Consider the following 13035-nt stretch of genomic DNA (forward strand, 5'->3'; position numbering starts at 1 on the left):
CCAAGGAAACAATGGTAGAGGGTCGCAAGGGAATAATGGAAATGGTCAAGGAAACAACGGAAGAGAATCGCAAGGGAATAATGGGCACCAGCAAGGGAGCAACGGCAGAGGGTCTCAGTAAGGAAGGCCCCTACCAGATAATATCGAGTGAAAGAATAATCTATAGAATAGGGAGGATTCCCTCCATCTGAAGAGATTTTTTAATATTTTTTTAAAATGACGGACATAAAATCGTATATCCTTTCGAATTATATATATGGATATCATTAATAGTTATCCCGCTTTAATGGGCAGTAAGACCCCCGCCTCAAAATTCAGCGAAAGCAAAGAAGTTAGGCGGGGGATCAACTGCCCATAAAAGCCCGATTGGTTCAACTAATAATCAGTGGGGGATGAAGAAAACCCCCACTGATTAAAGTTTCACTTTATATAAAAGGAGAGAAAAAATATGAGAGAAATGTATGAAGAAATCACTGAAGTATTAAAGGTGCTGGCGCATCCGGTCCGTTTATCATTAGTAAAAATAATGCTTGCAAAAGGTCCTATTAACGTAACGACAATGTATGAAACATTACAAATGCCTCAAAGTACAATTAGTCAACATTTATCTAAACTAAAAGCTACTAAAGTCGTTACAGGTACTCGGAAAGGATTAGAAATTTATTATGAAGTAACGGATAACCGTACAAAAGCGATATTATTAAGTTTAGCTTAAAGGGTGAATGTTTAGACTTCAAAAGAAAGCACTCCAGTAACTGTAATGTTCTTAGTAACGTTAGTCGTATTTGTTGTTGTTTTTCTATTTGTCTAATGTATTTCTTTATTTGGGTCTTGCCGTATCACTATCAAGCTAAATTTTAAATGGACTGTAAAAATGAAAGCTTTCTTATTAAGGTCTTTTTGTTAGCTTGATAGTGATGTGCCGTTCCCGCTAGTCTGTAAAGAAATGGGTACGCTTTTTTAGTCATGTAATCTTTTGATTTGATGATCTTTTCCCCATTCACATAGTTCATCCATAATTTGCATTAAAGATTTCCCGTACTCGCTTATTGTGTATTCAACCTTTGGTGGTACTTCTTGATATACAGTACGATGGATAATCCCGTCAGCTTCAAGTTGCCGAAGTTGTTGTGTAAGAACTTTTTGTGTAATATTTGGGATTTCTCGTCTTATTTCATTTGTTCGCATTTTTCCATCCATCAAAACACATAAAATATGCACTTTCCATTTTCCGCCGATAACATCAAGTGTCGTTGCAATTGGACAGTCTTCATTTTGATTCATATAACACCTCCAAAGGTACTTTAAGGTTCCTATAGCACTTTAAAGTACGTACTTTTCAATTATATGTGACTCATCCATACTAATACGTAAAGGATTGAATAATTTGAAAAGGGGATGGGAAATGATGAGAACACTTGTAATTGTAGCACACCCTGATATTGAAAAATCAAAAATTAATAAAAGATGGATAGAAGAACTTGAGAAACATTCGGATGAAATTACGGTGCATGAATTATATAAAGTAGCACCGAATTGGGAGTTTAATGTGGAAGAAGAGCAAAAGCTATTAGTAGAACATGACCGATATATATTTCAATTTCCGCTTTACTGGTATAGCTCACCACCATTATTAAAAAAATGGTTTGATGATGTATTAACATATGGATTTGCGTACGGATCAAAAGGAGATAAGGTGAAGGGGAAAGAATTTGGTTTAGCTATTTCTATAGGTGGATTAGAAAAAGACTATGAAAATAGCGGAATTACGATGGATGAGTTGACGAAACCATTTCAAGCTACGTGCTTATATACAGACATGGAATTTATACCTTCATTTTATTTATATGGTGCCGAATATAAATTAAGTGATGAAGAGATTGATAAAAGTGCGCCTGAGTATGTACGATATGTGATGAATAAGCAGTATTCTAATATATAAAAGGGAATAGCCATTTACTTGTTAAGTAGATGGCTATTTTTATTGATTTTATATTCACTAAGTGTAATCTTTAGTAAATTAATAGTTAATCTGGCAAAATAAAAAACCTAACATATATAAAGGGGAGTTTTACTTGAGAACGATGCAAAAATTATTACAAAAAAGAGCAATGCAGTCACCAAATTTGGAAGCGCTTGTAGGCGGAGAGAAAAGGTATTCGTTTCAACAGTATAATGAACGAGTAAATCAGTTTGCACACTATTTGTTACAGAACAGTGTACAAAGAGGGGATCGCATTGGAATACTATGCAAAAATAATCATCCGTTTCCAAGCGTTATGATGGCAAGTTTAAAAATTGGAGCTGTATGTATTCCACTAAATCATCAGCTTACTGTGTATGAATTAGAAACGATTGTAAAAGAAGCAAAATTAAAAGTGTTAGTTATTGATGAAGAATTTCATGAAGTTTTAAAGAGTGATGCTGTTAAAGAAATTCCTTATGTAATTAAAACGACAGAAGAAGGCTTTGGTACATTTGAAGTAACATTACAAGAACAGCCAATGACAGAACCGAACGTAGAAGTTCATGAAGATGATGATGCGATTTACTTATTTACTTCAGGAACGACTGGACAGGCAAAAGCATGTGTAATTGGACATAAAAACTTACATCATTATTTTACTGAAATTGCGGGCCAAAGAGAATTTCCAGCAGGTGAACGCTTTTTATCCGTGCATCCTTTATTTCATATGAGTGGCGTGCTGTCTATTTTAAATTGTATTTATCATGGTGTTACGATGATCTTCTTAGCTGATTCGAATCCTACTCTTATTTGGGATAAGATTGAAGAAGAGAAGGTTACGACGATGCTTGCGTTCCCAGCTGTTTATAGCTACATGCTTGATGAGCTAAATAAAAAGGAACGAAACATTTCAACTTTTAAAGTAGCACAAAGCGGTGGTACAAAAGTGCCAGAAACACTTATTCAAAAATATATGGAAAAAGGAATTTATATGGTGCAAGGATATGGGAGTACAGAAGGTTGGGTAGTCACATCTTTGCATCCAATGATGGGAAAAGAAAAGATGTCTTCTGTAGGGAAAACACTGAAACATGTAGAGCTGAAAATTGTTCATCCAGAAACAGGTGATGAACTAGCAACAAATGAAGTCGGAGAGATTCATGTAAGAAGTCCATACATGTTTAAAGGATATTGGAATAATGAAAAGGCGACAAACAAGGTAGTAAAAGATAATTGGTTTAACATGGGCGATGCTGGCATGATAGATGACGACGGGTTCCTGCATATTATGGGAAGATATAAAGATGTTATTATACGCGGTGGTGATAACGTATATCCAGATCAAGTAGAAGATATCGTTCATGAACTACATGGTGTTTTAGAAGTTGCAGTGGTTGGAGTTCCAGATGACTTTTGGGGAGAGATTCCGACAGCGTACATTGTAAAAGATACGCAAACGTCTTTAACGGAAGAAGAAATTAGACAGCACTGTAAAGAAAAACTAGCAAGTTATAAAATACCCGAAGTTGTATTTATGAAAGAATTACCAAAAAATGCGTTAGGGAAAGTATTGAAGAGGGAATTAAGAGAAGGTGTACTTGTAAAATAAAAAGTGATTAGATGATGAGGAATCCAGTTATGTACAAAGCATAGCTGGATTTTTTGTTTATGATTCTGTTAGTGGATATTGTTAATGTTTGAAACTTTTTGTTTATTTTTAGTGTAATATTGAAAATAAAGGAAGTTAATTAATTTCAGTACAAGGGGGAGAAAATGTGGCTATAAAATTAGAATCTGAGAATTTATGTATAGAACCTTTTACCAATGATGATGTATGTAGAATTAAAGAATTAGCTAATGACAAGGAATTAGCCAATATTCTTGGGCTTCCACACCCATATAAATTGGAGTTCGCGCAAGATTGGGTCGATATGCAACCAGAACTTATAAGGCAAGGAATCGAATATCCTTTAGGAATCATTTCTAAAGAATCAAGAGAAATTGTAGGTACAATTACACTAAGAATTGACAAAGGTAACAATAGAGGTGAGCTTGGTTATTGGATTGGTAAGAATTATTGGGGGAAAGGTTTTGCAACCGAGGCTGTAAATAGAATGATTCATTTTGGCTTTATTGAATTAGGTCTAAATAAAATTTGGGCATCTGCTATTTCCAGAAACAGATCATCGATTAAGGTGTTAGAAAAGTCGGGTTTGTGTAAAGAAGGCACATTGAGACAGAATAGACTTTTATTAAATACATATGAAGATGTCGATGTTTATGGAATATTAAAGACAGAATATACCTTTTTAAATCATAGATAACATTGGTAGTGTGATGGCAAAAGGAAACCCTTCAGAACGGGGTTTCCTTTTTGTATGTCTTAAAAATCGGCATTGTAGTTTAACAGAGCTCTGTTCATCAAAAACATAATAATTTACTAGATTTTCTATTTCTTGTAAGATAATAAAGAATATTCAATTAATAATTAAAGGAAGAGATATAAATGAAGCTGCCGCTATTACAAGTAGAGACAGAGAGACTTAGTATCCGTCCGTTTCAAAAAGAAGATTATAAAAGTTGGCTAGATGGATTCCAAATGCGGTTACCAGCTCAGTATAAATACGATGATGGCTATCATGACATGTCGTCTTCAACGAAAGAATGGTTCACGGAATGGATAAGAGGTTTTGATGAAGCAGCACATCGAGATGAGATGTATGTATTAGGTATTTTTCGTAAAGAAGATGGGGCTAATATTGGAAAGCTACAGCTTATAAAAATTTTACGTATGGACTATCAATGGGCGATGATGGGGTATTCCATACATAATCAATACTGGAAAAATGGATATGGCATGGAAAGTGTGAAAGCTGCGTTATCGTTATTTTTTAATAGTCTTCATTTTCATAGAATTGAATTACATATACATGTTGATAATAAGCCGTCCGTCCGTCTCGCGGAAAGAGCAGGTTTTTCATTGGAATGCAAGAGAGAGGCTTTTTCTTTAGAGAAGGATAAGTGGATGGATTTTCTTATTTATTTTAAAAATAAGGAGATGGAAATATGAGAGTTCTAATTACAGGTGGAAATCGCGGATTAGGGTTACAGTTAGTGAAAGTATTTCATGAACATGGGCATATCGTTTATCCGTTAGTTAGAACTGAGGCTGCGGTAACGCAATTGAAGCAAATGTTTAGTTGTAGATGTTTTCCTATATTGGCAGACTTATCGATTGATGAGAGTACGGCGCAAATTAAGAACCAGCTTAAGAAATATACAGAGTATATTGATTTAGTTATAAATAACGCTGGAATTACTGGAAAGGAGACTGAGATTTTACAGACGAATTCAGAAGAGTTAACGGACTTATTTAACATTCATTGCTTAGGTGTAATTCGAGCTGTAAAAGGTACATATGTAGCTTTAGAGAAATCGGATCATCCGAGAATAATAAATGTGTCCTCTCGCTTAGGGTCATTACATAAAATGGCGAGTAAAGAGTTTCCGCAAGGTCAGTTCTCATATTCCTATCGAATTGCTAAAGCTGCACAAAATATGTTAACACTCTGCTTACAACAAGAGTTTGAGAATAAAGGAATTGGTGTAACGGCAATTCACCCTGGAAAATTAAAGACTGACATTGGTGCCTTTGATGCGAATATGACTCCGGCTGAAGGAGCGCAAAATATATATGGTTGGGTAATCGATTCAAATGAGGATGTTTCAGGGAAGTTTATTGAGCCTGGGATAGGAGAATTAAAGTGGTGAAGTACGATCTTACAGTTGTTCAAAGTTTATTTGGTCCTTCTAAAAAAGTATTAAATGGCTTACCAAATGCAGTAACGATTGAAGAAATAGAAGAAGATGCCTTTTATAACGTACAAACTTATAAAGAAAAGATAAGTAGATTTGAAGAAATTTGTTTTAACTGGGATTTGAAAAGAGCGAGTATTGTATTGAATAAAAGGTTTAGTAGTTATAACACAAGCGCGAGAGTGTTACTTGATGCGGGTTTTTCTTTATATGCAGCAAAGATAGAAGTGTGTAGAGAGTTAGACAATGTAGAAGCGCTTGGAAAACAATTTACATACCGTTCAATAGAAGAAACGTTATCGGTAAAAGATTTTAAATGCATTTGGGAGCAATGTATGTTGAATTCAGGAAATCAAACTTCCACTTTAAATATTGATGAGCATTTTCATTCAGTGCAAACAGAGTTAGGTAAAGGTTGGGAGAAGTCATGCATTGTTTTTTATGATAAAAATGAGCCGGTTGGTTTGTCTATACCGCATATAGAGACTGGAACAGAAAGTGAAGGACGATTATTTTACTTTGGGGTAATGCCTCATTATCGCGGGAAAGGAATCTCTTCCCAACTGCATCTTCAATCTTTACATATGTTAAAGGAAATGGGCGCTACTTATTACATCGGCAGCACACATACTTCAAATGAAAAGATGCAGAAGATATTTTGGAGAAATAATTGTTCGGTGAAAACGGAGATAGAGCTTTATTATAAAATTTTTAAAGAAAGTTAGGAGAAAAAATGAAGACTATAAAGGTATTTCATTATGATGCATTTACGAATAAACCAAATATGGGGAATCCAGCAGGTATTGTATTAGATGCGGATGGATTAACGGAAGGGGAAATGCAGCTTATTGCTGAAAAAGTTGGATTTAATGAAACGTCTTTCGTCCTTTCTTCAAAAGTAGCAGATATAAGAATGCGCTTTTTTACCCCTGGTTTTGAAATGGATTTATGTGGTCATGGGACAGTAGGGACAATATTTTCCTTGTGTGAAAGAGGTTTACTAGAAGAGAAAAGTAACCTTACGATTGAAACGAAGGCTGGGATTTTACCGATACAAATGGGTGTAAATGAAAATGGAGAAACCTTTATTAAACTGAGGCAGGCAGCACCTCAGTTTAAAGAATTTACCGGTTCAAAAGAAGAATTAGCTCATAGTATCGGTTTAGAAGAAAATGATGTAGATGTAAGTTTGCCGATTGTATATGGAAGTACGGGGAACTGGACCGTACTTGTACCGGTTAAAAATCTAGATGTATGTGAGAGAATGAAACCTAACAATGAGGTGTTTCCATCCGTATTAAAAGAAATACCTAAAGCTTCTATTCATCCAGTTTGTTTAGAAACTTATGATGAGCAGGCACAAATGCACGGGCGTCATTTCTCATCGGCTTATGCGGGAACGATTGAAGATCCAGTGACAGGAACAGCTTCAGGTGTAATGGGAGCGTACTATGCGACGTATTTGAAGAAAGATTTTGATCATGAAATGGAGTTAATCGTGGAACAAGGACAGGAAATGAATAAAGATGGTCGTGTAACGGTATATGTAACGAAAGATGTAGAAAATGAGAAGTTACAAATAGATATTGCAGGAACAGCGGTGTATGTGAACGAATTTGAAGTTTCGATATAAAAAGAAAGCCCAGAATATATCCGGACTTTCATTATCTGTTCAACACTTCAATATAAGAAGCATCTCCAGTTGTTCTTAAAGCAGAGCGGAAATTGTTGTTTTCTAACGTTTTAGCGACTTGTTGTAACTGCTGTGCATCATCATGATGGATAAGTAAGCTGTCAGCACCGCTTTCTTCTATATGAATGTGTTCGACATTACCAATGGCATCATGTACAGCTTTTAAAAATTCAGGTTTCATATTGACCTCCTATATGTATATAGCGTTGTTTTTATTATTTCCTTATTTTTGAAATATAAAAGTAAATGAATTTTTCTTATATTAAGATTTTGGAAGGGGTTTCCTATTTGTTTGTCAAATAATAGTAAAGTTGTCTTTTTAATTAAGGGAATCTTCGGAATTAAAGGGTGAGGAAATGGACATTTCAATAATTGCTGCACAACTCGTTAAGGAGAAAGTGATTTCACATTATCCAAATAGTGTGAAAGTGTTGAACGGAGGAACGACAAGTACTGTATATTTGTTGGATGAAAAATATGTAGTAAAGCTGAATGAAGCGGAAGTAATACGTGAAGAATCTCATTTTCTTTCGTTTTATGAGGGGGATACTTTATTGTCAAAGCTTTTGTATAAGGAACCTTTCCATACATATTTCGTGTATTCTTTCCTTGAAGGCAGTACGTCGTACGAACAAGGATATAAACGAAGTACGCTTCGTACACTTGTAAAAGAAGTTATTAATAAGTATAAAATTGTTCCAGAGGCAGATGGCTGGGGGTGGAAAGAAAATCCGGTTCAATCTTGGAATGAATTTTTAACGGGAAACGTGAAAACAGCTTATGAAAATGTAAGACGTTACATAAGTGAGGAAGAGTATAGAATTGTTCTTAAACTAGCAAATAGGGACGCCGGAGTAAATCAGCCATTTTTATTACATGGTGATTGCGGATTTCATAATTTTATATTCCAGCAGAATAAGTTACATGGAGTAATTGATCCGTTACCAGTCCTTGGAGATCCTTTATATGACTTAATTTATGCGTTCTGTTCAACTCCGGAAGAGTTAACGAAAGAAACGATTAATTATGTGATGAAACAATGTGTATTTCATAAACAAGAACGAGATTTGTACGAGGAAATAGTCATAGGATTATATTTGCGTATAGATACATGTTTGAGGCACCACCCGAAAGATTTAGAAGATTATTTAGTAGCTTGGCGTTATTGGATGGACGAAATCAATCCGGCTTTATAGTACAAATAGTTGGGGGGAGATATTGAAATGAACATAGCAGAAGCAAAAAAAGATTTAGCACAAAAAACGAAGAAAGGAGTTCCTGTTATAATAGCTGGTATTTTGTTTTGGATTGTAGCGAGTGTAACGGGTATTCTTCTTTCAGAAAAGCAAGTTGTGTGGGTGTATTTAATTGGTATGGGTTGTGTGTTTCCTTTAGGTTTAATGATAGCTGCCATATTAAAAATTGATATGTTTGCGAAAGGAAATCCGCTCGGGACTTTAGCTGGATTAATTGGCGGGATAAATGTATTAAATATTCCGTTTGTATTACTTGCCTATTTTCAATTTCCAGAGTGGTTACCTTTTGTAGTAGCGATGTTAATAGGTGTTCATTTTGTACCGTACGTATGGATTTATGAGAGTAAAAGTTATGGTTTATTGTCAATAGGGACTGTATTCGTAACGGCATTTTGCGGTATTCTTTTTGCAGACAATGGATTTACTGTCATTCCTTTGTCAGTTACAGCTGTCTATTTACTGACTCTAATAGGTTTATTAATCGAAAATAAAAATGTAGATCATTATAAACAAAAAACAGCTTAATAAAAATATAGGGATAGGGGGAATTATTATGAAAAATTTCGTTTGTACAACGTGCGGCGTACAGTATGCAGCGAGTGTGGAAGAACCGGTAAGTTGTGTTATTTGTGATGAGGAGAGACAATATGTGAATCCGAAAGGGCAGTCTTGGACGACTTTAGAAACCTTGCAATCGAGTGGTACATATAAAAATGAAATGATAGAAGAAGAAAATGGGCTTTATAGTATTACGACAAAACCGAAATTTGCAATCGGTCAAACGGCATTTTTCGTGAAAACAGATTCCTATCGTTTATTATGGGATTGTATTACTTATTTAGATGAAACGACAATTGAGAAGATAAAAGAGTGGGGCGGGTTAGATGCGATTGCACTATCTCATCCTCATTATTATTCAACGCAAGTAGAATGGGCAGAAACGTTTGATGTACCAATTTATATACATGAAGACGATAAAGAGTGGGTAGTACGACCAAGTAGTCGTATTATTTATTGGTCTGGCGAGTCTTTACAATTAGAGGACGGAATTACTATTCATCGTCTCGGAGGACATTTTAGCGGTGGTTCTGTATTACATTGGGAAGAAGGAAATGATGGGAAAGGTATTTTATTAACAGGTGATATTATTCAAGTCGTAGCGGATAGACAGTGGGTGAGCTTCATGTACAGTTATCCAAACTTAATTCCATTACCAGCGAGAAAAGTGGAGGAAATGGCGAATCGCGTGAAGCCGTTACAGTTTAATCGTTTATATAATGCTTTTCACGGAGTAGTGAAGGAGAATGCAAATGAAGCAGTGGAACGTTCTGCTGAAAGATATATTAAGGCGGTAGAAGGAAAATTATTTCGTACGTAAAAGGAGAATTAGCTCTATGAAAACGTTAGTATGCTTTGGTGATAGTATTACAGCTGATGAAATGTTTTTTGATGGAACGCCGAGGTTAACACCGCGTCTGCAAGAGATGTTTTCAAATTGGAAGGTAGTAAATGCGGGTGTTCCGGGTGATAATACGTTCGATGCGTTACATAGGGTTGAAGATGATGTACTATCCCATAAACCAGACTTTGTAACTGTTTTTCTTGGTACGAATGATTCGGTATTATTTGATCCAGTACCATTACAAGTATACAAAGGTAATTTAGAGAAGATTGTAAGTATGATTTCACCAGAAAAAGTATTACTTATTAGTCCTGCACCAGTTGATGAAGAACGCCAGCGTAATAGAACCAATAAAGTACTTGGTCAGTATGCAGGTGTAGTAGAGGAAGTGGCGAAGGAAACAGGAAGTTGTTTTCTGAATTTATATGCTGAGATGATTCAAGACCAGAATTATAAAAGATTTGTAGAAGATGATGAAAAAGACGGTTTACATTTTGGCCGACAAGGTTATGAATATGTAGCGGAGTTAATTGGTAAAAAGTTAAAAGGGATTTTGTAAGAAGCAAAGTGTGCGCGCTTTGCTTTTTTGCTCTTGCTAAATTTTGAGGCGGTGCACTCAAATAGCGGGATAAAATGTACTTTAAAGAAGTGATTAGCTGTAACACTATGGGATATTCGTACAAAAGAAAATGATTTGTTCCCCTAATGGCATGCATCCAAGACTTAACAGTTGATTAATTGAACTGTAAAGTTTAAAATTACAGTATAGTTTTTAGAAGTGAGTTGCCATCGTTTGTAAAAAACAGATAAATTAAATATTCTCGAATAAATAATATAACGTGTATTTCATTCTAAACTGTAATTTTTTTTAATACATTTCAATAATCTATATAATAATTTTAAAAAGTAAAGGTGTGTGTAAAATATGGTGATTTTATATACGACAGCAAGCTGTAGTTCATGCCGAAAAGCAAAAGCATGGCTTGAAGAACATCAAATTGATTATACCGAAAAAAATATCGTATCAAATTCGCTTACAGTTGATGAACTTAAATGCATTCTTCGTTTAACTGAAGATGGTGCTACTGAAATTATTTCAACTAGATCTAAAACTTTTCAGGAATTAAATATCAATATTGAGGCGCTTACGCTTAATGAGTTTTATAAATTAATAATTGAGTATCCTCAAATGTTACGTCGTCCAATTATGCTGGATGAAAAAAGATTACAGGTTGGTTTTAATGAGGATGAAATTCGAAAATTTTTACCGCGTAGCGTTCGAACATTTTTGAATATGGAATTGCAAAAAATGGCTAATTAATAAGTAATATTTTGAAAGGAGGAAATAAAAGTGATTGAAGTATGTGTTACAGTTAATTATAAAGATAGAAACTATCGCACAAATGTTATTGTGAGTAAAGATACGATTTGGACGAAAATTAAACAATTGGCAGAAGAACAAGTTAAGAAACAGTGGACTGTTTAAATTTATTTGCAACTTAAAAAGTTAAATGAAGTTAGGAGATATAGGGGAGTTCTGATAGAATATAAAGGGATTTATTTTTTCATGTTAAGCATGTTTCTTATATATTTTAACGTTTGACTAACCTATCTGTAATATTTATGGCTACAGTATGTTACTAAGCGAGAAATCATATTTTTTATCGTAGGAGGACAATAATGAACAGCGACTTTACCTTGGCCATTCACAGTTTAACTTATTTAGCTTTACAGCCAGATCGGATGTCAACAAGTAATGCTATTTCAGAAAGTGCAGGTGTTCATCCAGTACGCATTCGAAAGGTGCTAAGTTTGTTAAAAAAACATAAGTTTATACAATCAAAAGAGGGAACTGGTGGAGGTTTTATTTTTGCCCGTGATTTAAGTGAAATTAATCTTTGGAATATTTATCAAATAACCTCTGAAGGTGCATTGCAGCCGAAGTGTCCAGAATCAAATGATCAGTGTATTGTAGGTTCGAACATGCGGAAAGTTCTTTTTGCTATTTTCTTAGGTGCGGAAGAACATCTAGGTGAATATTTAAAGAATTATACAATGAAAGAAGTTGTTGACCTTATTAATCAAGAACGTTAAGCGGCTTAATTATTATGTAGCCGTGAGTTCTTCAAAAACAACTGTAATGAAAATAATTACAGTTAGAGTTAGTTTTTAACGTTACAAAAAATACTTATAAGAAGGTGAAAAGGTATGGTGTCAAATAATAATCATGTTTTAAAAGTGGGAGATTGGGTTCGTGGAATATCAAATGATGGTGAATTCATAGTTGGTTACATTGTATCACTTGATGAAGTGGAAGATGTAGTTACAGTTAGCATTGTGAAACGTGACGACAAGTACACAATGAACGAAGCGATTTTACTCTTTAGTAAACACGTTAACAAACTCCCTGAATCAAAGGTAATAAATAAGGAGCAAATCCTTTATCTTATAGACCTTGCATTATTAACAGGGGATGAAGAATGGTTTATTGAGCTCTCTGCAAAATTAAACTCGATAAGAGAGCTAGTTAATGAGGGATTTTAAAAGTTATATTATTCATTTTGAATAGGTTGAATCGTGTAATAATCAATAATATCATCTAAAAGGAAATGAAATAAAAGCCATTCATTACAAACATAGAAATGTCCCTGAAGAAGAGTTGAAAAAACTAAAATTAAGATGACATGGAAGTGATTTGTTTGTCCACTCCTAATAATGATGTAAATAAGCTGTCCATATGGGCCATAGCCATCAACTTAAGGAAATGAATAAAATTTAACTAAATGGGTCATCCTTCCATGCATACCGCAAGGAAGGATGACCCATTTTATGTATAAAATTAATGATGTTACACAAGAAGAGTTACGTTTACTAGGTGAAGAATTTAAAAGTAAATTTTCGA

General features: G+C 34.5%; 18 protein-coding genes. 16 read left to right on the forward strand and 2 right to left on the reverse strand.

The window, feature by feature from the left end:
* Positions 1-448 precede the first annotated feature (448 nt).
* Entirely contained in the window at positions 449-715 is a 267-nt protein-coding gene (locus BAQ44_RS01385; protein ID WP_061680336.1) for an ArsR/SmtB family transcription factor, read from the forward strand.
* Between the two features lie 245 nt (positions 716-960).
* Here BAQ44_RS01385 and BAQ44_RS01390 read toward each other — a convergent pair whose 3' ends face one another.
* Positions 961-1284, reverse strand: coding sequence for a winged helix-turn-helix transcriptional regulator (locus BAQ44_RS01390; protein ID WP_001072996.1), 324 nt, complete (start codon positions 1282-1284; stop codon positions 961-963).
* Positions 1285-1408: 124 nt separating this feature from the next.
* Here BAQ44_RS01390 and BAQ44_RS01395 point away from each other — a divergent pair, with 124 nt between their 5' ends.
* From BAQ44_RS01395 to BAQ44_RS01425, 7 genes are all read left to right on the forward strand, one after another.
* Positions 1409-1942, forward strand: coding sequence for an NAD(P)H-dependent oxidoreductase (locus BAQ44_RS01395; RefSeq protein ID WP_071720429.1), 534 nt, complete (start codon positions 1409-1411; stop codon positions 1940-1942).
* Positions 1943-2075: 133 nt separating this feature from the next.
* On the forward strand, positions 2076-3575 hold the full coding sequence (locus BAQ44_RS01400; RefSeq protein ID WP_071720431.1) for a class I adenylate-forming enzyme family protein: 1500 nt from the start codon (positions 2076-2078) through the stop codon (positions 3573-3575).
* 166 nt (positions 3576-3741) lie between these two features.
* Entirely contained in the window at positions 3742-4290 is a 549-nt protein-coding gene (locus BAQ44_RS01405; RefSeq protein WP_071720434.1) for a GNAT family N-acetyltransferase, read from the forward strand.
* 182 nt (positions 4291-4472) lie between these two features.
* Positions 4473-5036, forward strand: coding sequence for a GNAT family N-acetyltransferase (locus BAQ44_RS01410; protein ID WP_071720436.1), 564 nt, complete (start codon positions 4473-4475; stop codon positions 5034-5036).
* Entirely contained in the window at positions 5033-5737 is a 705-nt protein-coding gene (locus tag BAQ44_RS01415; RefSeq protein ID WP_071720438.1) for an SDR family NAD(P)-dependent oxidoreductase, read from the forward strand. Before BAQ44_RS01410 ends, BAQ44_RS01415 begins: the two co-directional genes overlap by 4 nt.
* Positions 5734-6507, forward strand: coding sequence for a GNAT family N-acetyltransferase (locus BAQ44_RS01420; protein WP_071720440.1), 774 nt, complete (start codon positions 5734-5736; stop codon positions 6505-6507). Before BAQ44_RS01415 ends, BAQ44_RS01420 begins: the two co-directional genes overlap by 4 nt.
* A gap of 8 nt (positions 6508-6515) precedes the next feature.
* Positions 6516-7415, forward strand: coding sequence for a PhzF family phenazine biosynthesis isomerase (locus tag BAQ44_RS01425; protein ID WP_071720442.1), 900 nt, complete (start codon positions 6516-6518; stop codon positions 7413-7415).
* A gap of 31 nt (positions 7416-7446) precedes the next feature.
* On the opposite strand, the gene BAQ44_RS01430 is transcribed toward BAQ44_RS01425, so the two are convergent.
* Positions 7447-7656, reverse strand: coding sequence for a hypothetical protein (locus BAQ44_RS01430; protein WP_000801653.1), 210 nt, complete (start codon positions 7654-7656; stop codon positions 7447-7449).
* Positions 7657-7831: 175 nt separating this feature from the next.
* On the opposite strand from BAQ44_RS01430, the gene BAQ44_RS01435 reads away from it, so the two are divergent.
* From BAQ44_RS01435 to BAQ44_RS01470, 8 genes are all read left to right on the forward strand, one after another.
* Positions 7832-8671 carry a phosphotransferase family protein gene (locus BAQ44_RS01435; RefSeq protein ID WP_071720444.1) on the forward strand — a complete coding sequence of 280 codons (840 nt, stop codon included), beginning with the start codon at positions 7832-7834 and terminating at the stop codon, positions 8669-8671.
* Positions 8672-8698: 27 nt separating this feature from the next.
* Positions 8699-9256, forward strand: coding sequence for a DUF7010 family protein (locus tag BAQ44_RS01440; protein ID WP_071720446.1), 558 nt, complete (start codon positions 8699-8701; stop codon positions 9254-9256).
* A 28-nt stretch (positions 9257-9284) separates the two neighbouring features.
* Entirely contained in the window at positions 9285-10109 is an 825-nt protein-coding gene (locus BAQ44_RS01445) for an MBL fold metallo-hydrolase (protein ID WP_071720447.1), read from the forward strand.
* Between the two features lie 16 nt (positions 10110-10125).
* Positions 10126-10692 carry an SGNH/GDSL hydrolase family protein gene (locus BAQ44_RS01450; RefSeq protein WP_071720449.1) on the forward strand — a complete coding sequence of 189 codons (567 nt, stop codon included), beginning with the start codon at positions 10126-10128 and terminating at the stop codon, positions 10690-10692.
* Between the two features lie 366 nt (positions 10693-11058).
* The gene (gene spxA, locus BAQ44_RS01455) at positions 11059-11454 is read left to right on the forward strand and encodes a transcriptional regulator SpxA (protein WP_071720451.1); all 396 of its coding nucleotides are present in this window, start codon (positions 11059-11061) and stop codon (positions 11452-11454) included.
* Positions 11455-11484: 30 nt separating this feature from the next.
* Positions 11485-11619, forward strand: a complete 135-nt coding sequence (locus BAQ44_RS01460; RefSeq protein WP_061680327.1) for a BA3454 family stress response protein — start codon at positions 11485-11487, stop codon at positions 11617-11619.
* Positions 11620-11813: 194 nt separating this feature from the next.
* Entirely contained in the window at positions 11814-12227 is a 414-nt protein-coding gene (gene saiR / locus BAQ44_RS01465) for an Rrf2-family transcriptional regulator SaiR (RefSeq protein WP_001083470.1), read from the forward strand.
* Positions 12228-12341: 114 nt separating this feature from the next.
* Positions 12342-12677, forward strand: a complete 336-nt coding sequence (locus BAQ44_RS01470) for an IDEAL domain-containing protein (protein WP_071720453.1) — start codon at positions 12342-12344, stop codon at positions 12675-12677.
* Positions 12678-13035 lie beyond the last annotated feature (358 nt).

This window comes from Bacillus mobilis, from assembly GCF_001884045.1.
In the GTDB taxonomy this organism is placed as follows: domain Bacteria; phylum Bacillota; class Bacilli; order Bacillales; family Bacillaceae_G; genus Bacillus_A; species Bacillus_A mobilis.

Excerpts from the sequence above, each read along its gene's own strand:
- BAQ44_RS01385 (WP_061680336.1), top strand. The coding sequence starts at position 449 with ATGAGAGAAATGTATGAAGAAATCACTGAAGTATTAAAGGTGCTGGCG.
- BAQ44_RS01390 (WP_001072996.1), bottom strand. The coding sequence starts at position 1,284 with ATGAATCAAAATGAAGACTGTCCAATTGCAACGACACTTGATGTTATC.
- BAQ44_RS01395 (WP_071720429.1), top strand. The coding sequence starts at position 1,409 with ATGAGAACACTTGTAATTGTAGCACACCCTGATATTGAAAAATCAAAA.
- BAQ44_RS01410 (WP_071720436.1), top strand. The coding sequence starts at position 4,473 with ATGAAGCTGCCGCTATTACAAGTAGAGACAGAGAGACTTAGTATCCGT.
- BAQ44_RS01415 (WP_071720438.1), top strand. The coding sequence starts at position 5,033 with ATGAGAGTTCTAATTACAGGTGGAAATCGCGGATTAGGGTTACAGTTA.
- BAQ44_RS01425 (WP_071720442.1), top strand. The coding sequence starts at position 6,516 with ATGAAGACTATAAAGGTATTTCATTATGATGCATTTACGAATAAACCA.
- BAQ44_RS01430 (WP_000801653.1), bottom strand. The coding sequence starts at position 7,656 with ATGAAACCTGAATTTTTAAAAGCTGTACATGATGCCATTGGTAATGTC.
- BAQ44_RS01435 (WP_071720444.1), top strand. The coding sequence starts at position 7,832 with ATGGACATTTCAATAATTGCTGCACAACTCGTTAAGGAGAAAGTGATT.
- BAQ44_RS01440 (WP_071720446.1), top strand. The coding sequence starts at position 8,699 with ATGAACATAGCAGAAGCAAAAAAAGATTTAGCACAAAAAACGAAGAAA.
- BAQ44_RS01445 (WP_071720447.1), top strand. The coding sequence starts at position 9,285 with ATGAAAAATTTCGTTTGTACAACGTGCGGCGTACAGTATGCAGCGAGT.
- BAQ44_RS01450 (WP_071720449.1), top strand. The coding sequence starts at position 10,126 with ATGAAAACGTTAGTATGCTTTGGTGATAGTATTACAGCTGATGAAATG.
- spxA (WP_071720451.1), top strand. The coding sequence starts at position 11,059 with ATGGTGATTTTATATACGACAGCAAGCTGTAGTTCATGCCGAAAAGCA.
- saiR (WP_001083470.1), top strand. The coding sequence starts at position 11,814 with ATGAACAGCGACTTTACCTTGGCCATTCACAGTTTAACTTATTTAGCT.
- BAQ44_RS01470 (WP_071720453.1), top strand. The coding sequence starts at position 12,342 with ATGGTGTCAAATAATAATCATGTTTTAAAAGTGGGAGATTGGGTTCGT.